The sequence below is a fragment of the Streptococcus sp. CF8_St5-11 genome (genome assembly GCF_024295625.1).
Classification (GTDB): Bacteria; Bacillota; Bacilli; order Lactobacillales; family Streptococcaceae; genus Streptococcus.
The window spans coordinates 25,233-50,336 of the sequence record NZ_JANCOJ010000007.1 but is presented as its reverse complement, the minus strand read 5'-3'; the positions used below and the strand labels follow the sequence as shown (position 1 = coordinate 50,336).

25 protein-coding genes and 1 pseudogene are annotated in these 25,104 nt (G+C 41.8%); all 26 read right to left on the bottom strand.

Translation table 11 applies throughout. The annotated features are described in order from the left end of the window. A partial coding sequence (locus NMM13_RS09890) for a CshA/CshB family fibrillar adhesin-related protein (protein ID WP_254734722.1) occupies window positions 1–3,227 on the bottom strand: 3,227 nt, incomplete at its 3' end. Between the two features lie 203 nt (window positions 3,228–3,430). Continuing rightward, window positions 3,431–4,270, bottom strand: coding sequence for a thymidylate synthase (locus tag NMM13_RS09885; RefSeq protein ID WP_195189985.1), 840 nt, complete (start codon window positions 4,268–4,270; stop codon window positions 3,431–3,433). Window positions 4,271–4,348: 78 nt separating this feature from the next. After that, on the bottom strand, window positions 4,349–5,308 hold the full coding sequence (locus NMM13_RS09880) for an ROK family glucokinase (RefSeq protein ID WP_254728211.1): 960 nt from the start codon (window positions 5,306–5,308) through the stop codon (window positions 4,349–4,351). 86 nt (window positions 5,309–5,394) lie between these two features. Further along, window positions 5,395–5,913, bottom strand: a complete 519-nt coding sequence (locus tag NMM13_RS09875) for a hypothetical protein (RefSeq protein WP_254728212.1) — start codon at window positions 5,911–5,913, stop codon at window positions 5,395–5,397. Window positions 5,914–5,922: 9 nt separating this feature from the next. Next, window positions 5,923–7,791, bottom strand: coding sequence for an ABC-F family ATP-binding cassette domain-containing protein (locus NMM13_RS09870; protein ID WP_254728213.1), 1,869 nt, complete (start codon window positions 7,789–7,791; stop codon window positions 5,923–5,925). Beyond that, the gene (locus NMM13_RS09865) at window positions 7,788–8,999 is read right to left on the bottom strand and encodes a CCA tRNA nucleotidyltransferase (RefSeq protein ID WP_254728214.1); all 1,212 of its coding nucleotides are present in this window, start codon (window positions 8,997–8,999) and stop codon (window positions 7,788–7,790) included. The genes NMM13_RS09870 and NMM13_RS09865 overlap by 4 nt, the downstream gene beginning before the upstream one ends. Then, window positions 8,996–9,763, bottom strand: coding sequence for a 4-hydroxy-tetrahydrodipicolinate reductase (gene dapB / locus NMM13_RS09860; RefSeq protein ID WP_254728216.1), 768 nt, complete (start codon window positions 9,761–9,763; stop codon window positions 8,996–8,998). The genes NMM13_RS09865 and dapB overlap by 4 nt, the downstream gene beginning before the upstream one ends. Before the next feature lie 10 nt (window positions 9,764–9,773). Then, entirely contained in the window at window positions 9,774–10,622 is an 849-nt protein-coding gene (locus tag NMM13_RS09855) for a DegV family protein (protein WP_254728218.1), read from the bottom strand. Window positions 10,623–10,625: 3 nt separating this feature from the next. Further along, window positions 10,626–11,000 carry a DUF1149 family protein gene (locus NMM13_RS09850; RefSeq protein ID WP_254728220.1) on the bottom strand — a complete coding sequence of 125 codons (375 nt, stop codon included), beginning with the start codon at window positions 10,998–11,000 and terminating at the stop codon, window positions 10,626–10,628. A 224-nt stretch (window positions 11,001–11,224) separates the two neighbouring features. After that, window positions 11,225–11,662 carry a hypothetical protein gene (locus tag NMM13_RS09845; RefSeq protein ID WP_254728222.1) on the bottom strand — a complete coding sequence of 146 codons (438 nt, stop codon included), beginning with the start codon at window positions 11,660–11,662 and terminating at the stop codon, window positions 11,225–11,227. Between the two features lie 102 nt (window positions 11,663–11,764). Continuing rightward, on the bottom strand, window positions 11,765–12,613 hold the full coding sequence (locus NMM13_RS09840) for a hypothetical protein (protein WP_254728224.1): 849 nt from the start codon (window positions 12,611–12,613) through the stop codon (window positions 11,765–11,767). Between the two features lie 56 nt (window positions 12,614–12,669). Beyond that, window positions 12,670–12,846, bottom strand: a complete 177-nt coding sequence (locus NMM13_RS09835; RefSeq protein ID WP_254728226.1) for a hypothetical protein — start codon at window positions 12,844–12,846, stop codon at window positions 12,670–12,672. A gap of 57 nt (window positions 12,847–12,903) precedes the next feature. Then, window positions 12,904–13,341, bottom strand: a complete 438-nt coding sequence (locus NMM13_RS09830) for a hypothetical protein (RefSeq protein WP_254728228.1) — start codon at window positions 13,339–13,341, stop codon at window positions 12,904–12,906. Between the two features lie 124 nt (window positions 13,342–13,465). Next, the gene (locus NMM13_RS09825; protein ID WP_254728230.1) at window positions 13,466–15,436 is read right to left on the bottom strand and encodes a fructose-specific PTS transporter subunit EIIC; all 1,971 of its coding nucleotides are present in this window, start codon (window positions 15,434–15,436) and stop codon (window positions 13,466–13,468) included. Continuing rightward, window positions 15,433–16,344, bottom strand: coding sequence for a 1-phosphofructokinase (gene pfkB / locus NMM13_RS09820; RefSeq protein WP_223324671.1), 912 nt, complete (start codon window positions 16,342–16,344; stop codon window positions 15,433–15,435). Before pfkB ends, NMM13_RS09825 begins: the two co-directional genes overlap by 4 nt. Beyond that, window positions 16,341–17,084 (bottom strand): DeoR/GlpR family DNA-binding transcription regulator, encoded by a 744-nt coding sequence (locus NMM13_RS09815; RefSeq protein ID WP_003001800.1) that lies wholly within the window; start codon window positions 17,082–17,084, stop codon window positions 16,341–16,343. Before NMM13_RS09815 ends, pfkB begins: the two co-directional genes overlap by 4 nt. Window positions 17,085–17,312: 228 nt before the next feature. Continuing rightward, a complete protein-coding gene (locus NMM13_RS09810; RefSeq protein ID WP_254728232.1) occupies window positions 17,313–19,634 on the bottom strand; it encodes a CAP domain-containing protein in 2,322 nt (773 codons plus the stop codon). 138 nt (window positions 19,635–19,772) lie between these two features. Next, the gene (trmD, locus tag NMM13_RS09805) at window positions 19,773–20,489 is read right to left on the bottom strand and encodes a tRNA (guanosine(37)-N1)-methyltransferase TrmD (RefSeq protein WP_049472535.1); all 717 of its coding nucleotides are present in this window, start codon (window positions 20,487–20,489) and stop codon (window positions 19,773–19,775) included. Next, complete coding sequence (rimM, locus tag NMM13_RS09800) at window positions 20,479–20,997, bottom strand: ribosome maturation factor RimM (RefSeq protein ID WP_014713408.1); 519 nt, start codon at window positions 20,995–20,997, stop codon at window positions 20,479–20,481. Before rimM ends, trmD begins: the two co-directional genes overlap by 11 nt. Before the next feature lie 35 nt (window positions 20,998–21,032). Next, window positions 21,033–21,814, bottom strand: a pseudogene (locus tag NMM13_RS09795) (alpha/beta fold hydrolase). 75 nt (window positions 21,815–21,889) lie between these two features. Continuing rightward, the gene (locus NMM13_RS09790; protein ID WP_003001737.1) at window positions 21,890–22,222 is read right to left on the bottom strand and encodes a MazG nucleotide pyrophosphohydrolase domain-containing protein; all 333 of its coding nucleotides are present in this window, start codon (window positions 22,220–22,222) and stop codon (window positions 21,890–21,892) included. Window positions 22,223–22,264: 42 nt separating this feature from the next. Beyond that, complete coding sequence (gene kphA / locus NMM13_RS09785) at window positions 22,265–22,504, bottom strand: RNA-binding protein KphA (RefSeq protein WP_003001620.1); 240 nt, start codon at window positions 22,502–22,504, stop codon at window positions 22,265–22,267. Between the two features lie 19 nt (window positions 22,505–22,523). Further along, window positions 22,524–22,796: a 30S ribosomal protein S16 gene (rpsP, locus tag NMM13_RS09780; protein ID WP_006596292.1), complete on the bottom strand. Its 273-nt coding sequence runs from the start codon at window positions 22,794–22,796 to the stop codon at window positions 22,524–22,526. Between the two features lie 123 nt (window positions 22,797–22,919). Further along, entirely contained in the window at window positions 22,920–23,609 is a 690-nt protein-coding gene (locus tag NMM13_RS09775) for a YjjG family noncanonical pyrimidine nucleotidase (protein WP_155124859.1), read from the bottom strand. Further along, window positions 23,609–24,103 (bottom strand): YkgJ family cysteine cluster protein, encoded by a 495-nt coding sequence (locus NMM13_RS09770; protein WP_003001664.1) that lies wholly within the window; start codon window positions 24,101–24,103, stop codon window positions 23,609–23,611. Before NMM13_RS09770 ends, NMM13_RS09775 begins: the two co-directional genes overlap by 1 nt. A gap of 231 nt (window positions 24,104–24,334) precedes the next feature. Continuing rightward, window positions 24,335–24,979, bottom strand: a complete 645-nt coding sequence (locus NMM13_RS09765; RefSeq protein ID WP_254728234.1) for a hypothetical protein — start codon at window positions 24,977–24,979, stop codon at window positions 24,335–24,337. Between the last annotated feature and the right edge of the window lie 125 nt (window positions 24,980–25,104).

The following is a 25,104-nucleotide window of genomic DNA, read 5'->3' as shown; positions in this document are numbered from 1 at the left end:
TTACCATTTGTAATAGTAGCAGTTGCCTGAACAGTTACTCCTTTTGCAGTACCAACAAAGTCTTTTTCAGGTGTGAAGGTCACCGCTCCTGTAGTAGGATCGATTGTATAGCTACCTTCTCCTGCTACTGTTACAGTTGTTTCATCAGTTGGTTGACCAGTTGCTGGATCCACCAATTTCTTGCTAGTGATTTCAGCAGTCTTGTCGTTACTCAAATCAAAGGTTGGTGTTTGGGTTTGTGGAACGTTTTGGATGTCCTCAGAAACCTTGTCTGTTGGAGTCACTGTGATTGGAGTAACCGTTGGTGTGTACTTAGCTGTTGCTGTCTTAAGGTATTCATCACGGACGGTTCCGTCTTTATCTTTTCCGACAGGAGCTGTTACAGATACGGTAACACCTTGAGCTGTACCTGTGAATCCTGGTTCTGGAACAAAGGTTACTTTACCAGTAGCATCATCAATGCTGTAAGTTCCTTCACCTGCTACTGTTACAGAGGTTGCATTGGTTACTTGACCAGTCGCTGGGTCCACCAATTTAGCAGGGTATTCCAAGCTTGGAGTGACAGAGATCTTTTCGCCATTAGCATTCGTTGTAGTTGTGTTAAAGGTTGGTGTACCAGTTTGAGTCGCACCTTGGACATCTGTTGAAGTCTTATCTACCCCTTCAATTTCCGTTGGTGTAACAGTTGGGATATAAAGACCATCCATAGTATTCAAAACAGTATCTACATTGGCTTCGTCAGCTGGGAATTTTGTTGACCAACCCGTATCGTAGCCATTGCTGTCTGTACGACGGATAGAGATTCCATCAGCTGTTCCAAGGAAGTGATCTTCTGGGATGAATTCCACATCTACATCTTTACCGTTGGCTGTAATCTTATATTTACCTTGACCTGGCACGACATAGTAACCTTCCGCATCCAAAGTAGCTTTATTACCATTAGAATCAACAATGTAAGGTTCAACTGTTTCATCAATTTTTGCTGACTCAGTTAAGCTATAGCCTTGCAAACCACGAGCGGTAAAGGCTACAGTAGCGGTTTGTTTTGCACCTTGAGGGCCAGTTGTTTCTTTAAACTCCCCTTTTGGTGGGTGGGTGATTTGAGTCTTAAAGTCTTCAACCTCACCAGAGAAAGCCATACCCGTTGGGCTTTCAATCTCCTTATCATTCTTTGCGATACGGATCCGAACACCCAATTCATTGACACTAGGATCAATATAGGTTTTACTCTTTGTAAAGCTTAACGTAGCCGTCCCATCTTGAGTAATGGTTGTTAAATCAGAACGTTCATCTTCATCGAAGGTTCCGTTTTGGTTGAAATCTATCCAACCATAGATGTTAGCTTTTGCTGCTCCACCCGTATGAGCTTCCACTGAAATGGTGTAATTACCTGGACGTGTCCGGTCCATCTTGATCAGCTCATTAGTTTTTCCTTTGAGATCATTTGGAAGTAATTGGTCGATGCCTTCATCCGCAGTGGTCGCCTTGTCATCACCCGTCCAATCAAGGGTATTGTTTTCATCCATATCAGGACTCAAGTGACCGAGATAAGGTTGGTTCACTTTCTTACCAGTAATTCCATCTACAGTTGCAATCGAATGAATAGCTTTACCGTATGATTCAGGCGCATCTCCTTCATCAAGTGGGAAGAATCCTAGCATAGCAGACTGTTTACCACCTGAAGCGATGTAAAGACCGATTTCAGAAGCTCCCTTTGTCATAACAAGAGGAACATCAACATCATTTGCAGAAATATTTGGACCGAAGACACCTGTACCGAGACCTCCAGTTGTTAAATCAGCACTTCCAAAATACTTCCAAGCGACCTCTTTTTTGTCTGGTCCAACTTGAGTTGTTCTACGAAGTTGGTCAAGATTAGTTCTAGCGAAATTCATACCGTTTACATTGGTGGAAGGGTTTGAACCAAATAATTTGTCTGTATCTTCTGGAATGTAGGTTACATTATATCTTCTAGTCGATTTTTTCCATTCCCCTATATGTTTCCATCCTTCACCATTGGTGGTAAACAGAACCAATTCACCAGGGTTAGCTGACTCACCATCTGCCATGACAATGGCAGGTTTTACGGTTTTGCCACGGAAGGTCGCAGAAACTTCAAACTGGATCCCAATGTTCCCACCGGTTAATTCTGAACTAATAGTAGTTTTCTTAGTTGTACCAGTATCAATCCCCTCATTTTTAATTTCAGTCCAACGGTTTTGAGGCTCAGCAATAACCTTAGCTTCTTCACCGGCATTAAATTCCGCCAAGGTAAACGGATTTAAATTTCCATTCACATAACCATTTCTAGCATTGGGGTCATAGGTCGCTTTTTCAGCTTCTGTTGCTCCTCGTTCTTCAAGGCGTTTTTTGTATATTTCTGTCGCTTGGAAGGGTTTCAAAGACTTGACTTTGATGGTAACCACATAGCCCGGCATAATTTCCTTGGTGTAGGTCGCGCCGACTTGGAGAGCAAGTTCACCTTTTGATGTTGTAGTAGTCCCTGTCCAGTTGGCTGTATCGCCAAAGTCCAACCAAGAGATTTGGCTGGCTATGTCTTTAGCATCGATATTTGTTGTAAGGCCTGGTTTTTCAACTTTTGGTGTTGAAGTTGCATCTTCAACGTCATCCCCGATTAAGCTTGGATCATTGGCATCACCCAGGGCACGACGATTACGTTTTTTACCAGAAGTTTGGGCTGTCTCTTCCGTTGCTACTGTATTGTTTGCTGTTACACCTTGTCCAGCTGAAAGAGTTGCTTCTTCTTTTTTATCTGTACTTGTTGCAGTTACTTCTGCTGCCTTGTTTGTTGGCGTAGTTGCTTCTAATTTTGGTGTTGCAGCGGTTGATGTTCCCGGTGCAGTTGAGGTAGCAGATGTTGCTGAAGCTGCTGTACTTGTGCTACTTGCTTCACTAGTTGAAGCAGGTGCTGTTGATGTTGCTGCTGCAGTAACAGCCGGGCTTGCTTCATATGTTGTCGCAGCTGTGCTAGTTGTTTCAGCTGTTGATGTTGCTGAAGTTGCTGTAGCTGTTGACGCTTCAGGCGCTTCTGACGCTGTTGCAACTGCTGCTACACTTTCACTTGTCGTATCTGTCTTTTCTTCTGCGGCTGCACTTGCGGCTGTACCAACCATGACAAGTGTTCCCAATAGTACAGAGCAAACACCCACATTCAATTTACGAATTGAGAATCTGCTAATACGATCATTAAATAAGTCTTTCCCCATCTAATGGACCTCCATATTTATCTATAAATTAACATTCTTTTTAAAATTGTTTAGTTTTTACAAACCTTATCTATTTTAACAAAAACCGAACGATTTTCAAAACATATTGACTCAAAAATGAGTAAAAATTTTTAGCTAAAATTGTTTTAATTCTAAAAGGATTTTACCAATTGATCAAGGTATCAAAAAACCTTGATTTATTACTAAATGGCAAGATCGAACTTCAATTGTGGCTTCACTGGATCATAATCGACCAGTTCAAAATCTTCTGGTTTGATGTCAAAGAAATTGGTTCCATCTGGTACATTCAAAACCAAGTGTGGCCGACAATCTGAAGGCTCCCGACGGAGTAACTCTTCAGCCTGTTCAAATTGATTATCATAAATGTGAAGATTATTAATGAAGTAAAAGAACTTTCCGACCTTCCAGCCAAAGTGCTTGGCAATCATCATCTGTAGCGCTACATACTGCATGGCGTTGATATGGTGGGCCACCAACATATCATTAGAACGCTGGGTTAAGGTCGCATCTAGATAGATTTCTCCATCCACGCGACGCACGTCAAACATGGTTTGAAAAGCACATGGCAGAAGACCTTCTGTCTCTTCAAAGGCATCATAATCCCAAAGCGAGATAATATTGCGGCGATTCCAAGGATTGGCTTCTAATTGCTTGAGAATTTTATTGGTAATGTCATGCTTTTTGACCACCGCACCATAGCGCTGACCGATAGTCTGACTATCCCCCACTTCCCAGTCGTTCCAATAATGGACATTGTACTTTTCTTCTAAGACATCTAAACGATTGGACTGGTCTTGGTAAATCCAGAGCATCTCTTTGATAGCTGATTTAATCGCGATGGGACGAAGGGTCGTAATGGGAAACTCGCCTTTTGCAAGATCAAACTCCATAAAGGCACCCGTGATGTATTTGGAGTTGGCCGTTCTACCATCCTTGTATTTAGGTCGGGCCTGTTCAGACCAAACACCTTCTTCCATGATTTTCCGAATATACTCTTTAAAAATGGTATCTGCTTTTGTCATATCTCCTCCTTTAATCTACTATTGCTTTCATTATATCACAGGATAAAGAAAAAAGGAGAGGCAAATCTCCTTTTAATCTTATTGTAATACTAGAGATGCGGCACCGATGACACCCGCATCATTTCCCAAAGTAGCAAGCGCCAATTGAGTAGATTCACGTACTTGTGGGAATGAGTTTTCTTCAAAGACCTTGCGCACACCATCCAAGAGGAAGTCTCCAGCAGCAGATACCCCACCACCGATAACGATCTTAGACGGGTTCAAGGTTGAACCAATATTGGCTGCAGCAAGTCCAAGGTAACGTGAGAAGTTCTTATAAACGATCAAAGCAAGAGCGTCACCCTCTTTTGCTAGATCAAAGACCGTTTTAGCTGTCACTTCTTCACCATTGTCGATCAAGACTTTCAATTGAGAGTCCCCTTCGTACTCATCTGCATAACGACGAGTCAAGTTGACGATCCCTGTTGCTGATGCAACCGTTTCAAGACAGCCTTTTTTACCACAGGTACATTGGATTGGATCATCAAAGTCAACCGTGATGTGACCAAGTTCCCCAGCAGCTCCACGCACACCGTGCAAGAGACGACCTTCAGCGACGATACCACCGCCAACACCTGTACCAAGTGTCATGAAGACAACATCTGGTTGGTTTTCACCAGCCCCTTTCCAACGTTCACCCAAAGCAGCAACGTTGGCATCGTTATCAATGAAGAATGGAATATGAAGGGCACTTTCGATCTTCTCTTTAACTGGTTGGAGGGTCTTCCAGTTCAAGTTGTAGGCCCCGATTACTGCACCTTTTTCACGGTCAACAACACCAGGCGATCCCATTCCGATTCCTTGGAATTCAGAAGCATCAAGCCCAAGCATTTCCAAACGATGAGCGATCGATTCGATCATATCCTCTACAATATGACTTCCTTCATCCAAAATATTTGTTTTAATAGACCATTTTTCTTGAACTTCACCATCTAAAGTGAGGATAGCAAACTTGATGGAAGTTCCTCCAAGGTCAATACCGATAATTTTTTTAGACATCTGTAACTCCTTTCAAACTTGTAAACACTTACAGTTCTATTATATCAGACTTTCAGTTAAATGCAAAGGTTTGCACGTAACTTTTCTTAACTTTTTAACAAGAGGCTAAAGGATTGAAGTCCTAGAAGCAGGAAAATCAAACCAATAATATTCAGGAGAATGGCACTGATTGATAATGGACTGACAATTAAGAACAAGCCGATAAAGAGCTGTACCAAGGCAAAGAAAATATAGCGCTTGGAAAGCTCTTCAATCTTCTTGGAATAGAAGTTAGCTTTTCGGAAATTTAAAACGGAGCGATAGATCAGCCAAATCCCTAAGGTGACTGGGAAGACAATCGGTAAGGTCTTGTAGCCATATAGTAGCAAGTAAACCGCGAACACCAAGGCAACCATACTGTGAAAGAGCTGTTGCTGCTTGATAATACCTGACTGACGCAATCGGTAATAGCGTGAGAAGCGTGAAAAAGAGATTAAAAAGAAACCACAGGAGATCAACCAGCTAAAAGAGCCGATGTGCTCAATGGGATTGATAAACAAGACAATACCAATAATGGTAAACATAGTAGCTGAAATTCCAAGAGATATGCGATTCAATTGATTCATAGGGCCTCCTTATTCATCTAATTCACTTAGGTAATCATAACGATCATACTTTTCAAGTAGACGCTCGTTTTCCTGATCTAGTTCTTTTTGAAGGGCTGACAACTTGCCAAAGTCAGAGCCGTTGTCATTCATCTCCACTTCAATCTCTGCAATTCGATTTTCAATCGCTTCGATATCTGCCTCAATACTTGCCCACTCTTGCTTCTCCATGTAGCTCATGCGCTTCTTCTCTTCTTTTGGCTTGACAGGTTTCTCTTTTTCAATCTTTTGACTAGCCGATACCTGGGCTGCTTCAAAGGCTTTTTCATCTAAATAATCCGTATAATTGCCAAAGAACTCACGAATGCCCCCATTTTCAAAAGCCAGGATTTTACTCGCGACCTTATCTAGGAAATAACGGTCGTGACTAACGGTAATAACGGGACCTCCAAAGTTTTTAAGGAAGTTTTCCAAAACCGTCAAGGTTGCGATATCTAAATCGTTGGTTGGCTCATCGAGGAGAAGCACATTGGGTTTTTCAATCAAGAGTTTCAAGAGAAAGAGGCGCTTCTTCTCACCACCGGAGAGTTTTTCGATCAAGGTTCCATGCATAGAGCGTGGGAAGAGAAATTGCTCCAAGAGATCAGCGATCGAAGTTGTTCCAACAGTCGTCTTGACTTCCTCAGCCACTTCTTGCAAGAAATTAATCACGCGCTTACTCTCATCCAAGCCATCGATCTGTTGAGAGAAATAAGCCACCCTCACGGTTTCACCAATGATAACCTGCCCTGACTGAGGCTGGAGTCGCTCAGCGATCAAATTGAGCAGGGTCGATTTCCCGACGCCATTATCCCCGACAATCCCGATGCGATCCTTGTTTTGCACCAAGAGGTTAAAGTCCTGTAAAATCGGCTTGTTTTCAAAAGCAAAACTCACATCTTTAAACTCAATGACTTTCTTTCCAATCCGGCTGGTCTCAAAGTTCATCGCCAAATCCGTCTGGTTGCTTTGACCAGACAAGTCTTGCTTAAGATCATGGAAACGATTGATCCGAGCCTGTTGCTTGGTCGCACGCGCCTGGGGTTGTCTTCGCATCCAGGTCAACTCCTGCTTATAGAGTTGCTGCTTCTTATGAAGAAGGGCTGCATCACGCTCATCTTGCTCAGCCTTTAAGCGGACATAATCCTGGTAATTGCCTTGATACTCAATCAAACTACCTCGATCCAACTCAAAGATCCGTGTTGAAATATTATCCAAGAAATAACGATCGTGGGTAATGAAGAGCACGGTTTTCTTAGAATTCTTCAAGAAATTGGTCAGCCATTCGATGGTATCAATATCTAGGTGGTTGGTCGGCTCATCTAACAAGAGCAGGTCGTGGTGAGACAGCAAAACTTGTGCCAGCTGTACCCGTCGACGCAAGCCTCCAGATAGATCCCCAACTTTTGCATTCAAGTCTTCAATCCCAAGTTTCGAAAGGACTGTCTTGACCTGACTTTCGATTTCCCAAGCATTGAGTGAATCCATCTCCGCCATCACCTTTTCCAGACGTGCTTGGTTCTCTTCTCGGTAATCCGCCATCAAGAATTCATAATCACGAATCAGCTGCATTTCACGCAAATCACTGGACAATACTGTATCCAGAACTGTCTTATGATCATCAAAGTCTGGCTCCTGCGTCAAGTAACCAATCGTATAATCACTCTTGGCAGAAAAAGGACTCACATCTCCATCAAATCCAGAGCGACCAGACAACACATCTAACAGAGTAGTTTTTCCAGTCCCATTGACCCCGATCAATCCGATCCGATCCAAGTCGTGAATAATAAAGGAAATCTCACGAAAGACGGTCTTATCTCCGACAGATTTGGTTAATTTATCGACAATAAAATCGCTCATTTTTCCTCCTCTTTTACTTGCTGGATATAGGCAATGATGGCTTCTTTTTCATTGGCCAGTTCCCCATCGACGATGGCATATTCAATTTTTGTCAAAATGTCTCCTAAGGCTGGACCTGGTTGAAAGCCGTAGTCTTTGATCAGCATACCACCATTGACCACCACTTCGTGCTTATCATGAATAGTCAAGCTATCATAGACACGCTCAATGGCTAGGTAATCGACGCTTAATTCAGAAGCCTCACGTAATTCTTCCGCTAGTAGCAACAAACGCTTGTCATACTTGTAACATGCACGCTTGTCTAGACTTCCTTTTTCTCTAAGCTTAAGAATCTCCACGATCTGCTCCACCGTCTTGGCAAAGTCTCTTGAGGTCTTCCATTTCTTAAAGAATTTTTGAATGTCTTGGATGTCTAGTGCTAAAACCAGAGCAGCCCAAGCTTGCTCAGAAGTTGAAAAGGTAAATTCAATTTCTATGTCAAACAAACGCTCAAGTGCTTCTTTACGATCCTTCATTTCTGGTAGATAGTGATAGGCTTTGCTTGAAAGCATGGCCTCCAAGCCTTGTCTCCAATATGGAGAAAGTAAGAGCTTATCAAACTCGATGAAAGTGCGCTCAACAGAGATTTTCTCTAGCAAAGGAGCACACTCCTTCATAGCATCAAAGGTTGCTGCTTCTAATTCAAAGCCAAGACTGGCTTGAAAACGAAAGCCTCGCATGATGCGGAGCGCATCTTCATGAAAGCGTTCATGAGGAAGTCCAACCGCCCGAAGAACCTTGTTTTCTAAATCTGCTAACCCTTGAAAGAGATCGACAATTTCTCCCTTTTCATTTAAAGCGAAAGCATTGACGGTGAAATCGCGGCGCTTGAGATCTTCTTCTAGTGAGCGGACAAAAGAGACCGAGCTCGGACGGCGATAATCGACATAGACATCCTCCGTCCGGAAGGTCGTAATTTCATATTCTTGACCATTTTCAAGAACCAAGACGGTCCCGTGTTCGATACCGATATCTACTGTTCGATCAAAAATCGCCTTGGTTTCCTCTGGATAGGAGGAGGAAGCGATATCGACATCGTGAATCGGACGATCCAAGAGAGCATCTCGGACAGATCCTCCCACAAAATAGGCCTCAAAACCAGCTGCTTTAATCTTCTCTAATATTGGTAAAGCCTCCTGAAACTCAGAAGGCATCTTTTTTAATCTCATAGTAAGTGTTCCAAACCATAGACAAGCTCATGACGCTTGACAACTTCTTTAATCCCTAGATTTACTCCTGTCATGAAGGAAACACGATCATAGGAATCATGACGGAGAGTCAAGCCTTCGCCTTGGCTACCAAAAATCACCTCTTGGTGAGCCACTAGGCCAGGCAATCGAACCGAATGGATGCGCATCCCTTCAAAATCTGCCCCTCTTGCTCCAGGCATCAACTCTTCTTCATCTGCTGCACCTTGCTGGATTTTCTCGCGCTTCTCAGAGATCAGCTCAGCTGTCTTAATCGCTGTTCCACTCGGTGCATCTTTCTTCTTATCGTGGTGCAGTTCGATGATTTCCACATTTGGGAAATACTTGGCCGCTTGCGCTGCAAATTGCATCAAGAGCACAGCTCCAATAGCAAAGTTCGGAGCAATCAAGCCACCCAAATCCTTTTCACGAGAAAGCTCTGTCAATTCTTGGATCTGCTCAGGAGTGAATCCAGTCGTTCCCACAACAGGCGCAAAGCCATTTTCAATTGCAAAGCGAGTATTCTCGTAAGCAACCTTTGGCATGGTAAAGTCCACCCAAACATCTGCTTCAAGACCCACGATATCTTCTTTGCGGTTAAAGACAGGGACCCCTGCAACCTCTGTCTCATCAGTAAATGGATCGATCAAGCCAGCTAGTTCTAGCTCAGGATCTTCAGAAACCATCTGGTAGGCTGCTTGTCCCATTTTCCCCTTGAAACCTGCAATAATGACTTTAATTGACATAGAATTCTCCTTAAACGATAGGGATATACCCAACTGCTAAGCTATGGTCGCCTAAGTGCGTCCCAATCACGCCTCCAAAAGTGGCAAAAGGAATTTCTCCTTCCACTCCTTCAGCCACCAACATCTGACGAAGCGCTTCGGCTTTTTCAGGTACATTAGCATGGATGATAAAGACTTGGTAATGCCCTCCGGTGAGTCCTTCATCAACGATTTCCACCAAGCGTTTCATGGCTTTCTTTTCCGTACGGACTTTTTCAAAAACTTCGATGACACCTTGGTCATTAAAGTGAAGGATCGGCTTGATACTCAAGAGATTGCCAATGATGGCAGCGCCATTTGACAGACGTCCCCCCTTGACCAAGTGATTCAAATCATCGACCATAATATAGGCAGTGGTCCCATCAATCTGGTGTTGGACATTGGCCACAACCTCATCAAACAAACGACCTTCACCAGCCCATTTCAAGCAATCTTCTACCATCATTCCTAATGGAGCGCTAGTGATTTTTGAGTCAGGAAATTCGACGGTTAAGCCTTCAAATTCGTCCTTCAAATATTGGATATTTTGGTAGAATCCAGAGATGCCTGATGACAAGAAGAGACCAAGAGCATGCGTATAACCTTTAGCTGTCAAACCAGATAAGAGCTCTTCTAACGCTGCCACACTCGGTTGGCTAGTCTTTGGTAATTCCTTAGACGCAGCCATCTTTTGGTAGAACTCGTCGTGTGTCAGATTCTTCCCTTCCACATAGGATTCTCCATCGATATAGATCGGGATCTCTAAAATAAATAAGTCGTCGTGATGGAGCACGTCTTGCGGTAAATAGGCAGACGAATCCGTGATCACTGCTAATTTCATTGATTAAAACTCCAAATTAATACCCGGTAAATCGAGGGCAATTTCTGTGACTTCATAAGTCAAACGGTTGAGCATATTCAAGCAAGGGCGAGCCAATTCTTCCACTTCATCTTTGCTGAATTCGCTTGGTTCATTGACATAACGACCAAACAAGTGGTTAATTTGAGTGATGGTTCCACTGATCACAAAGCCGTCAAATACAATCATGTAGCTCAAAATCACAATCAAAGACGTTGTGTTTTGTTGTTGATCACGATTGATTAATTGAAAGTTTACATCTACTTTTGTTTCGGGAATGCCATTTTCTTTTTCCCACTCAAAATTACGAGCGTCATAGTGGTATTGGCTGACAAATTCTTTTTCACGTTGAATATCCATTTTTATTCTCCTAAAAATATGCGATAGGCTTATTATATCATAATTCAGCTCAAGATACCAACGCCGAATGAAGTGATTTTTTCGTTGGTACAAGAAGAAAATGCCAGGGAAGCCCGACCATTCTTTAGACAGAGGATAACGAATTCTGATTAATTATTAGCTTGTTTGGCTTATTATCCTTTTGTCATGCTCGAAAAAACAAGATAAAGGCTTTTGAATGACGTTTAGTCATAATAATACCAACCGCCATCCCTATAAATTCTTACTGGTTGCATCTCATAAATTCCAAATTCCTTTGGTGTGCTGTTAGCATTATCTAAAGAAAAACCAACCATGAATTTCGTTTGATCATTCTGATTCACCTTTCCTCTAAGAGTTAACATATAGCCGCCGCCTTGAGGTGTCCCATTGCCTACCTGACCAACTTCCATACTCTCCCAATCAAACTGGACACTATCAACTTTCGGGCTCATCGATTTTACAAAATCAGTCATATCTTTTTCATGTTTCTTTAAGTAAGCCAATTGTTTCTCTCTAGCACTAAGTTGCTTACTTGGTTGAGTGTCATTTGAAAAGATGTTTTGTTTTTGACTAGCGATAATCACACCTCCTGCTAATACAGAGGCAATAGCTAAAAGAATGACCAGTTTCCCTTTTTTCATGCTTCATTCTCCTTTATAAGGAAAAGTTATAATAATTGTATCGAAATATGAATAGATTGCAACAACATCACTAGATGATATTGATGTCAGAAAAGAAAATAACTAGTTTTGCTCCACTAACACCCTACGTTGCTTGTTCAGTTCATTATCCTTCTGGGCATCATAATAAGCTTCAAATTCTTCTTTATTATTTACCTGATGGACCTGACCATCTTTACTTAATTCTGCTGGAATTGTGATATCTTCATAGAGATTCGTATTAGCAGGAACAAAGAGTTGGTACAAGTCAATAAACTGTTGGACATTGCCGTAGACTCTATCATCTTCAAGTTTTGAGTCTAATAGGATATAAAATTGAGAGTCTTTTTCTGACAATAATTGATACACTTTTGGAGAATAACTTTCGATAATACTACCTTTTAAATACTTTTTGTTGAACATGATTTGATTTTGATGTTTCCAATCGTAATACGAAATTGTATTTAATTTACTATTCATAGCTGACAACCGATCTCCTAATTCACCAAGATCTACACTAGCTAGCTCAGTATTCTGGACTTCTTTATGGTCTTCCCACTCTATATTTTTAGTATCCAAGTTTAGCCAAACTTGTTTTCGATACGAAAGATCATGGCCAGTTTCATATGTAGAGATAGGTAAGTAAGATTTACCGTTCATTTCAGTGATAGCTCCAATAGCTGTTGGGACATAATTGGAATTGTATTTTGCAAACAACTTATAAAGATCTACCTTTGATTCTTCTAACTTCTTATTTGCTACTTTATAAATTGATAACGTGTAATAATTTTCTGAGTTATTTTGTGATGATATCTTTTTAGGCTTATAGGAATCAAGCTTCACATTTTCTCTAACAATGTAATTCCCATTTGATGCTCCATGAATTTTATTAAAATAGTTTCTGATAACTTTAGAACCATATTTTAATACCAAATCATCTTCATCTTTTGTCTGGCTCTTCCAATGAACTGCAACACCTCGACCGTCCTTTAAAAATTTATAAGAATCAATTTTCCATTTCCTGTATATAAAAATAATTTTTGGTAATTCTCCCGTTCTTGTTTGGCTTTTTCTTGTTTCTGGTGGTGTTGATAGGTAAAAAGTCCAAAAACAGCGACTGCAATTGCTAGAACTAACGAAGCAGCAATGATTAATTTCTTTTTCATTTATCTTTTTCCCATTTCTATTATAAATCTAATAAATTGCTAAAAATTTTCAAAAGGCTACTCGTCAAAAAGTTTTCCTTCTACACGAAGTGGACTACCGCTACCAATTCCTTCGATTAAATCTTTCTCGCCATTTTTACCGTCTTTTAAATAGACCAAAACACTCCAACTTGAATTTTGGATATGATTAAATTCTCCATAGACCATAACAATTTCGCCACCTCCTTGTGGCGTACCATTTCCTATCTCATCCCATTGCGTTTCATCCCAAGCAATCTGGACAGATTCAACTTTAGGACTTAACGATTTTACAAAATCTTCGATTTCTTTCCCGTGCTTCTTTACATCTTCTAACTGTTGTTCCTTACGACCGGATTTCTTTGTTGTATGGCTATTAGTAGAAAACAAGTTTGGATATTGAGAACTGATGATTGCTAGTCCTGATAAGGCAATTACTGTTATTCCCAAAATGAGAACTTTCTTCATTTTTCTCATTATTCCTCCAAGAAAAATTGCTTTCTACTATCATATCGAAATCTATAGAGATAAGCAACTTCATCACTAGTTGGTGTTTTTGCGCAGTAAAAAAGGTTGGGCATTCCCAACCTTTTAATCATATTTAGTTTTTAGGTTTGCGAAGCAATCCGAACAAGATACCACTTACGACTGCACCGATCAATACGAACACGATGTATAGAAGTGGATTTGATGTAAGGGCGATAACGAAGATTCCTCCGTGAGGAGCCATGAGTTTCAAGCCAGCAAGACCAACAAGGGCACCTGTCAAAGCTGAACCTGCGATGAAGCTTGGGATGGCACGAGCTGGGTCAGCTGCACCGAATGGAATGGCACCTTCTGTGATGAAGGAGAGTCCCATAATAATGTTTGTCAAACCTGAGTTGCGTTCTTCTTCAGTAAATTTGTCTTTGAACAAGACAGTTGCTACAAAGACTGCCAATGGAGGAACCATACCAGCTGCCATAACGGCCGCCATAACAGTTGAACCACCACTAGTAAGGGCTGAAGCTGTCAATGTACTTGTACCGAATACATAAGCTGCTTTGTTGACTGGCCCACCCATATCGACAGCCATCATACCACCAACAAGAAGACCAAGAAGGACTGCTGAGCTACCTGACAAGCTAGTCAAGAAGTTATTCAAAGATGTATTGATCGCTGACATTGGGATGTTGATGAGGAACATCAAGAATCCTGTCAAACCAACACCAAGTAATGGCAAGAGAAGGATCGAGCGGATACCTTCGAGTGAACGTGGAAGGCCTGCAAGGGCTTTTCGTAGGAAGAGAACGACTCCACCCGCAAGGAAACCACCTACCAAAGCTCCAAGGAAACCAGATGATACGGCGGCTGGCAATTCACCTTTAGCAGCACCGAAAGCGATGTTACCAAATGCTGTACCTGAGCTAGCAATGGAACCAGCAACGAAACCTGCTACAAAACCAGGTTTTTCAGCAATGGAGAATCCGATGTACCCTGCAAGTACAGGAAGCATGAAGCCAAAGGCTGCACCACCGATTGTTTTAAATTGAGCTGCTAATTCATGGTATGAACCAAGTTGAGACAATTGATCTTGAGGCACCCCAAGAATTTGGTCGATCAAGAAGGCAAGGGCGATCAAGATCCCACCACCGATAACGAATGGAAGCATTTGAGAAACCCCACTCATCAAGTGTTTGTAGAAGGCTCCACCTAAGCTCAATTTTTCTTGGCTAGCGCTTGCTTCTGCCGCATTTTCTGCGTGGAAGACATCTGCTTTGCCGTCCAAGATGGTTTGGATCAATTCTTCTGTTTGACGGATACCAGCTGCAACAGGTTTAGAGATCAATTTTTTGCCGTCAAAACGAGCTGTTTCAACTGCTTTATCCGCTGCAATGATTACTCCTTCAGCTTTGGCGATTTCTTCAGCTGTCAAGCGGTTGCCGACACCGGATGCACCGTTTGTTTCAACGCGGACCGTAACACCCATTTCTTCACCTTTTTTGATGAGGGCTTCTTCTGCCATGTAAGTGTGGGCGATACCAGTTGTACATGCTGTAACAGCAACGATGAGAGGTTTGTCAGATGAAGCTGCTTCTTTGACTGCTTCTGCTTTTTTCGCTTCTTCTGCTGCAGCTACTTGCTCTTCCGCATCAAAGGCTGCGATCACTTGCTCAGGTGTGCTTGCTTGGCGAAGTTTGTCCGCAAATCCTGGTTTCATCAAGTACTTAGACAATTCAGCAAGGGCTGCCAAGTGAGTGTCATTTGCTCCTTCTGGAGCTGCGATCATGAAGAACAAGTCAGTTGGTTGGCCATCAAGTGATGCATAGTCCACACCCTTGTTTGATTTTGCAAACAAGACCGTTGCTTCTTTGACTGCTTCATTTTTGCTGTGCGGCATGGCAATTCCGTCACCCAAACCAGTTGAAGTTTGTGCTTCACGGTTCATAATCCCAGTCTTGAAGGTTTCAAAATCTGTCACCACACCATTGTCAACGAGCGATTGGATCATCTCATTGATCACGCCTTCTTTATCTGTTGCTTGAAGGTCAAACAACATCACGTTTTTATTTAAAACGTCTTGAATTTTCATAGTTTTTCTACCTCTACTTTTTCATAAGTTTCTTTAATATAGTCCGCTGTCGCCAAATCATCTGAGAAGGTGGTCGCTGTGCCACAAGCCACTCCCCATTTGAAGGCTTCGATGACGTCTCCTGTCGTTGCGAGCTTCCCAGTGAAGCCTGCTACCATGGAATCACCAGCCCCGACTGAATTCTTCACTTGCCCTTTGATTGGTTTTGCGAAGTAAGTACCGCTTGGACTGACAAGGAGAGCACCATCACCTGCCATGGAAATAATGACGTTTTGTGCTCCTTTGGCCAAGATTTCTTTGGCATAGCGTTCGATTTCTGGCAATTCCGTCAAGGTAACGCCAAAAATATCTCCCAACTCATGGTTGTTTGGTTTGACCAATTGCGGATTAAACTCCAAGGAATCAATCAAAGTTTGCCCTTCAAAGTCGCAAACGACTTGTGCACCTGTCGCACGAGTTGCTGCGATCAATTCTTTGTAAACAGCATTTCCAAGTGAAGATGGGGCAGATCCTGCAAAGACTACCACATCATCTGCTGTTAAGCTTGATAGGATGCTGAGTAATTCTTGCAACTGCGCTTCTGTCACTTCTGGACCGTTCCCGTTGATCTCTGTTTCTTGATCAGCTTTGATCTTGACATTGATCCGGGTATCCTGATCCACTGTCACAAAGTTGGTTGAAATGGCTTCGCTAGTCAGTACGTCTTCGATGAAGCGTCCTGTGAAACCACCGATAAATCCAGTCGCTGTGTTCTCAATATCGAGCCGCTTCAAGACACGACTGACATTGATTCCCTTACCACCGGCGAATTTATCTTCCGAAGCCATCCGATTGACCGCCCCGGTCTCTACATGATCGAGACGGACAATGTAGTCAATGGCTGGATTCAGTGTTACTGTATAAATCAAACCTCTATAACCTCCGTTTTTTCTTTTAAAACCTTTAATCGTTGCGGTTCACATTGATTGGTGATAATCATGGCTCGCTTGATCGGAGCCACTTTGACAAAGGATGTCACTCCAATTTTTGAATCATCCGCTAGGATATAGGTTTTTTTTGCATTTTCGATAATCGCACGCTTGACAGATCCTTCTTCCAGGTCTGGAGTGCTGTAAAATTCATCATCGATTCCATTCATTCCAAGAAAGGCCTTGTCAAAATTCAACTGACCGATTTGATTGAGCGCGATCCCTCCGATACTAGCATCTGTAGAAGATTTTACCTTCCCACCGATGATGACCGTCGGAACATTTCGCTCGACCAACTTGGTCGCATGGTGAATCGAATTGGTCACCACAGTTACCGTTGGATTGACAATTTCTTGTACCAAGAGTTCATTAGTCGTCCCAGCATCGATAAAGATCACATCATGATCTTTGATCAACTCCGCTGCTTTTACCGCAATTTTTGACTTAACTTGAATGTTTTTGATAGATTTTTCTTTATTACTTTCTTCCTCTTGAAGAAAATGCAGGCTTTCCGCACCGCCGTGAACCCGGCGGAGTTTGCTTTCAGCTTCTAGCTCATCCAAGTCTCGACGAACGGTTGATTCAGACGTTCCCAGCTCTTGCACAAGGGTTTCTAAGGAAACAAACTTTTCCTTTAATACCTTTTCGAGGATAAATTGTTTTCGTTCAGACTTGAGCATTACTCCTCCTTTTGCAATCGATTACAAAAACCATTATACTCTTTCTTCAAAAAATGTCAACAATTTTTTATCATTTTCTGTCACTTTCTTTCAAAAATTTCAAAAGTGTATAAAAAAAGCAGGAAAGAACTCATTTTGTTAAAAGAGTTCTTGTCCCACCCTCATAAATTTCCTTTAAAGATTTTAAGCAATAAAGTGTCTATGCATCCACTCTATTCTCAGTATGTCTTAATCATTATTTGAAGATTGTTTCTTTTTCTTGAAACCAAACAATCCGGCAAGTAGCCCAACGACTACACCTGTTGTTGCTGCTACATATTTGGAAGAATCTGCACTTGCCACAGCTTGGCTGTTGTCTTTTTTGGGTTTGATTTCTTCTACTTTGGCTTCTTGTTTTGGAGCTGGAGTAGCTTTTGGTGCTTGCACTTGCGGACTATTGGTACTTGTTGGAAGAACTGTTGGTCTATCCGAAAAAGTGGTTGGATTGCTTGAACGGATATCCATTGGCATATCTGCTGCTTCTAAAATAGCTGGATCCATTCGTGACGCAAGATCTTCATATTGAGAATTCAACAGTTCCACGACACTTTGATAAGATTGAAGAGTTGTGAATTCGGCTTCTAATTTTTCTTTTTTATTTTCTAAATTAGCCACCGCAGCTGATAAAACTGATTGGGCTTTGACCAATAATTCTGGAGCATTTTTAAAGTCAGAAAGACGTTTTTCTGCAGCAACCAGGCGCTCTTGCGCTGCCTTCAAGCCCTCATGCGCTTCTTGAACGACTTGGGCTTTCTCTTCTTCTTCCGCTTTTAAACGATCTAATTTCTCACGCGCAGCTGCTAACAAATCTTTGGCTTTTTGAAGAGCTGCTTCTTTTGGTTGGATCGCTGCTTCAATCCGACCTCGAGATACATCAAGAGTCGCTTTTGCTTTTTCAACTGCATGATCCTTGCTAACGAGAAGAATCTTGTAATTTTGGATGGTCTTTTGCACATTAGCCATCTCTACTTCTGCATTTGAATTGGCATGGCGGGCATCTTCTAATTTGCCTTGCAAGATAATGATTTGGGACTCTTGATTGGCCTTGTCCAGCTTGAGGTTAGCGACTTCATCAGATTTTGCTTTCACATCTGATCTTGTCGTTGTAGCACCAGCTCCCTGACGCAATTGGTAAGCAAGTGCATTGGTTGACACTGCTGAGGTAACTGGACTGTGTAAGAAAGCTGCTTCTGACATGGCATTACTTGGGTCATAAGCCACTGATAAAGCCGTTGCTTTGTTGTCCACCATTTGGAGGTAATGACCAACCTTGGCAAATGCCTCAGCCCCAATCTTCATATAGATGTCATTGGCATCGATTTGTGTTTCGTCTGTCGGTAGACCGTATTGAGCTGCTACTTCTTGGTAAGCCGCTTTTTCATTGTACCAAAAGTCTACTGCACCAGCAGGTGAGAAACCATAAGCAATATTTTCATTTGGCAAATACTTAAACATATGCCAGTTAGCCTTTTTGAAGTATTCTAACTGAACTTGACTGGCAGGAAGGGAATAAGGATCCAGCTCCAATTCAAGCAAGCCTGCATTGCGACGATAGCTATTAATGGCATCTGCGATTTCAAGGGCTCGAAGATTAGCCTGCAAGGATCCAGACTCTCCAACTGTTAAGCCGTCTTCTTCACGACCACGCTTGTAGAGGGCTAAAGCACTTGCTGCAGCTTCATTGCCATTGTCAGCCAAGTGTTGCAAATAACCTTCATAAGTCGCTTGTCTTAACTGAACCGGGCTATTGGCCGCTGCTTGTTCTAAGGCTGCCAATTCTGCTTCCTTGGTTGCGATGACCGCTTTCAAGTCTGTGAGTCGCGTTTGGGCGAGTTGAATATCACTCTCAATTTGAGCGACTGTGTCAGACCCATTCTGCTGACTCGCTTGCAAGGTCGCGAGATAACTCTGAGATTCTCGAATACTTTGCTCGACTTGGCTTTGCTCCAATAAGGCCTGGTTTAGCACATTCTCATCATTTGAAATCGGTGCTTTGGCTTGGTTCAATTCATTTTGTGCTACATCGACCAAAGATTCCTGAGCTGTGACCTGATTTTCCTGTTGACGAACAGCCTCTACAACTTGATCATGTGCAGCTTCCGCCTCTCGAACCTTATTTTCTTCGATGGTCACATAGGCTTGAGCCACCTTGACGTCATTTTCTGCATTCTGAACTTGTGCATTTGAAGTCGTTGCGATCAGGTTTTCAGCATCCGTCACATCTGCTTTCTTTTCTTCCAGTTCTTGTCCAGCAGCCTTGACTTCCGTTTGAGCATCGATCACTTTTTGCTCTTGGTAGCGGACATCTTTCACCACTTGCCCTTTTTGAGCTGTGATTTGCTTCAACTCATCAACTGTAATTGGTTTTTCGACTACTTCCGTGCTGTTGGTTTCTGGATTTTCATTTTGCTTCACCTCTTCGGCATTTGCTTTGTGATGAAACATCCCAGATAGGACCGTTGTCGCAGCCACCCCCGTCGTGAAAACCGATTTTCCTAATTTCTTTCCCATTAAACTCACCCCCAAAACTGAATCATTTTCTTGAAGTTTCTCTACCCCTTAGCATACCACATTTTGTTACCAATAACTAGTAGGTTTAAAAAGTTTTTTTCATAAATTTTTGAGGCAAAAGAAAAACAGCTAACGCTGTTAGTCTTCTTGTTTAATTTGTTCCAACATTTTCTCTTCTTCTGCTGTCAACTCATAGTTTTCTAGCAAGTCTGGACGACGTTCTAAGGTCTTTTTCAAACTCTGATAGAGACGCCACTGACGGATATTTTCATGATGGCCACTCATGAGAACATCTGGAACCGTCATCCCTCTGTATTCATAAGGCCGTGTGTATTGAGGATATTCTAGTAGACCTGAGGAGAAACTGTCATCCTGGTGACTGGACTCTTTTCCAATCACCTCCGGAATCAAGCGCACCGTCGCATCAATCATGGTCATGGCCGCTAGCTCGCCACCCGTCAGGACATAATCGCCAAGAGAAATCTCATCTGTCACCAAGGTCTTGATCCGCTCGTCGTAGCCCTCATAGTGACCACAGATAAAAATCAATTCTTCTTCCTGAGCCAACTCTTCTGCGTAAGATTGGTCAAAGGTCCGACCGGCAGGATCCAGCAGGATCACGCGCGGATTCTTTTTCTCAATGGCATCAAAGGCATCAAAAATCGGTTGAGCTCGTAGAAGCATGCCTTGCCCGCCCCCATAGGGTTCATCATCCACATGGCGCGCCTTTTCCGCATTTTCACGGAAATTATGGTAGTTGATCTCGAGAAGTCCCTTTTCACGTGCCTTTCCGACAATCGAGTGCTCCAAAGGCGAAAACATCTCTGGAAAGAGGGTTAAAATATCAATCTTCATCATCTAACCCTTCTAAGATGTCTACATCCACCCGATTTCCTGGGATATCGATATTGAGCACCACTGGTGGGATATAAGGCAAGAGAAGGTCTCGTTTGCCTTTGCGTTTGACCACCCAGACATCATTGGCACCTGGTTGCAGGATCTCCTTGATCTGACCGATCAGTTGGTCATTTTCGTAAACATCAAGGCCGATGATCTCATGGTAATAAAACTCGCCATCCTCCAAATCCGTCAAGTCTTCTTCAGCAACCTTGAGGCTAAAGCCTTTGAATTTCTCGATGGCATTGATATGGTACATATCCTTAAACTTGATGATGTCGAAGTTCTTGTGCTTGCGGTGACTGGCAATGGTCACCGTTTGGACAAAACGATCCTTTTCATCAAAGAGAGCTAACTCTGCTCCTTTTTTAAAACGCTCTTCCGCAAAGTCTGTCACAGACAAGACCCGCATCTCTCCTTGTAAGCCTTGGGTATTGACAATTTTCCCAACATTAAAGTAATTCATGATTTCACTACATTCCTCTTTTAATTAATTTATCTTTACAGTTCTCTAATAAGAGTTACAATTTTTTCCGATTCTGACCAGTGTAGATAGTGGTGGTTTCCACCTAGAATGAGTTTTGTATTAGAATTCCAATATTCTGAATCTCTGTACTCTTTTTCTCTATACGCCTGACAAAATACGAAAACAGGAATATTATCTGGTAAGGACAAACTATCAAAATCTTCAGCGGTAATATTTACAGATATCTGAAATCCAGGAACTTGCTTTTCCAATTCTAAGCCCTTTTCTTCCATCAATTCCCAAATCAGTCTTTCAGTTTCAGGTTCAAATGTTGCTTGAGTTAGCCCCTTAAAATAATTTTCCGGACCACATTCTTCGATCATCCTCATTTGCTCTTCCATTTCTGGATAAGGATTTTTTTAAAATCAGCAAACATTATATTTTTTGTTGTCGGTTCAATTGCTATCAAAGCTTGACACTTAATTGGTTTACTCATTAACTTTAAAGCCAAAACACCACTTAAACTATGAACACAAAGTATATAATTGGAAATTTCCAATCCCTTCAGGATTTCGTATACCGCTTCAACAAGATTATCCAAATTAAGTCCTGTTTGACTATGAATCGGACTCCTACCTGTATTCGGAAAATCAATCGTTAAGTAACCTATTGAGGAAGGAAGTTTTTCAAGTATTGGTAGGAAATTTTCATAACTTGGTATCAAACCAGCACCATTTAAACAAACTAGTATTTTATTTCCCTTTTTATAAGTAACAGATAGACAACCAATCTTTGTAGATACTTCAAATCGGTTCATATCAAAATAACTCCTTCTGAACAACCATTCACTTAACATTCTTAGGTTTTATTTTATCACGTTCAAGGGATTTTCTCAAATGCTCTTTTCTGCTAGAAACTGCTCCAAATCTTGTTCATGCTGATACTTGATGGCTGCCTTCTTGTCTTTTTCAAAAATGGTCTTCGTTAGGTCGATATGGTTAATAGCTGCAATTGCCACTGTGTAGTGAATGATATCTGCCAACTCCTTTGCCAATTCCTCGTTTGAATCTTGGACCCCCTCTTTTCTACCTGAACGTCCATTTAAAACCTCAGCGACTTCTCCAACTTCTTCTACTAGTTTGATAAAAAGTCCTTCTTCTGTTCTAGATTGTTGATAATGATCAAGTAAGTATTCCTCTAGTTGTCTGACTGTTAAATCTCTCATTCCTTCTCCTTGCAAAAAAAAGCGAGACCTTGTCCCGCCTTTTTATTTTTCGTCAATAACGATTCTTACTTTTTTATCTTCAGTTGGGACAGAGTAGACAATCGTTCTTATCGCAGAAATGGTGCGACCTTTTCGACCGATTACACGACCAACATCGCTAGGATCAAGGTCAAGGTGGTACTCCAAGAATTCCGGAGTATCTTCGATCTTGATGGTTAAGGCATCCGGTTGTGAAATCAAGGGTTTCACAATTGCAATAATAAGATTTTCAATCGTATCCATACATCAACCTACTTTATGATTATTTTGAGAATTTAGAATCGTGGAATTTCTTCAAAACACCTTCTTTTGAAAGGATGTTACGAACTGTATCTGAAGGTTGAGCTCCATCAGCCAACCATGCAAGAACGCGGTCTTCTTTCAAAGTTACTTGGTTTTCTTCAACAAGTGGATTGTAAGTTCCAACTGTTTCGATGAAACGACCATCACGTGGTGAACGTGAATCTGCTACGTTGATACGGTAGTAAGGTTTTTTCTTAGAACCCATACGAGTCAAACGAATTTTAACTGCCATTTTTATAAGTCTCTTTTCTATATTTTAATTTTCGGTGAAATAGACAAGCTATTTAGCACATGATCTATTATAACACATTTTATAGACCTGTCAAGAAAAAAACTTGACAGTATTTAAAAATTTTTATTTTATCAGTAAATCGGCGATTTCTTGATAGTTGCTAACGGTATAAGTCGGCACTACTTGGCTGGTATTTGCCTTGTGATCAGGATTATACCATACGGTATCAATCCCCGCAGCATTTCCTCCTGCGATATCTGCTGTCAAAGAATCTCCGATCATAAGGGTCTCTTCCTTGCTGAACCCTGGAATCAGTTGGCCAACTTTGTCAAAAAAAGCAGGTTCTGGTTTCTGAGTATGAAGCTGTTCAGAGATAAAGACCTCTTTGAAATAAGAAGCAATTGTAGAATGAGCTAAGCGTCCTTCTTGAATGGCAGTCACTCCGTTCGTTGCACCATAGAGCTGGTAACCTGCTTTTTCAAGTCGAGCCAGTAAGTCCTCCGCACCGTGGAAAGACTGCCCCTGAAGACTGATGTAATCTTGGTAGCGAAGAGCCATCTCAGCCCCATCAACCGTGATCCCAAAGTGGGCAAACCCAATCGCAAACCGACTATCCACGAGCTCTTGCTTGGTTAATTTCTTTTGTTCCAAATCCTTCCAGAGCCCTTGGTTCATGGGTTTGTAGTAATCCTTAAAGGCCTGTACATCTTGAAAATTCATGTCTTCTAACATCTGCGTCAAGGCTGTTTCTTCAGCAGATTCAAAGTCCAACAAGGTATGGTCCAAATCAAAAAGTAAAAATCTATATGCCATTACAAACGATCCTTCAATTTTTCTACAAATAAATAAGCCGCTGGGCAAGTGAGGGTATTCTTGATGGTTAGATGGTTGATCTGATAAATCTTCTTGCGATCGGTGTGAGGGAATTCCCGACAAGCTTTTGGACGAACATCATAAATGGAACAGAGATTGTCCCCACCAAGAAAGGGGCAAGGCATAGATTTAAAAACCTTGTCCCCATCTTCGTCAACTTGAAGAAATTCTGCCTCAAAAGCAGGAAGTTTCATCTTGAAATATTTGGCGATCCGCGTGATATCGGCTTCCTTAAAATCGGGCCCTAAGGTCTTGCAGCAATTAGCACAAGCCGTACAATCGATTTCTTGGAAAACTTCATCGTGGATTTCTTGCGCTATTTTATCTAAATTCTTAGGTGGCTTCTTCTTGAGATTCGCCAATACCTTGCGGTGCTCCTTTTGCTTTTGGAGAGCTAACTGATGGTATTTTTCAATATCAATTTCCTGTGTCATCCTCTATTTCCTCTTCTAAACAATAGAAGCATTATACCACAAAGACCGTGAAAAAGGGAGTGGGACAGAACTTCGACTAATAAGGAGAGTTCGTTTTCCCACCCCCACACAGTTGATTAGGCTATCTTTGGAGCTTAAAAAGCGAACAAAGATACCAATCAACCACTGCGTCATACTGTTATTCTTATCAAATATCGAAGACTGGATAGTTTAAGCCAACCTTCCTCTTGATTAATCGGTCACGGCACCTGTTCCATCTAGGCTCCAAGTGTTTTCAATGTATGGGATAAAGGTTTTCAAGGTTTCTGCATCCCCTTCAAAAGAAATGGTATAAACTTTTTCACCCTTCTGGAAGATCCAGGTAATCAGGTATTGACCAGATTTCATGACAATTTGAAGCTGGTAGGCGTCCAGACCTGCGACTTTAGTCCGCGCTCCCGTCATCTTCCCAACATCCTGATTATCTTGCCACATTACGGCCAGTTTCTTGGCTAGAAATTCAGCATTAAACTCGATATCCGCAGGAACTTTGGCCTTTTCCCGCGTAAAGCTGTTCAAGGTGACAATATTATAGCCACTGCCATCTGTATATTGGACAGCTTCTGTCCCATCGATATCCGTGAACTTGAACCATTTACTTGGAATATCGATGTATCCATAATCTGCATTACCAATTCGCTTGGTTTCTTGACTGGAAGTGTTTTTCTTTGTAGAAGAAGTATCCTTTGACGAAGAGCTGCTTGTATGCTTTTCGACTTTGCTGCTACTTTCTTTTGTAGAAGAAGCTGCTGTGTCCTTTTGAGTGGTGTGACTACAAGCCATTAATGTGCAGGCAGAAAGAATCGATAGTGATGCGACCAATAATTTACATTTCATGCTCAACCTCCTTGAGAACGTTTTCTTTCCTCTAGTCTACCATGAAAGTGGGTATTTTAAAATAGGATAAGTGTCACATCTGATGGAACCTTTCTAATTCAATCTATTTCTTTCGAACCTAAAAC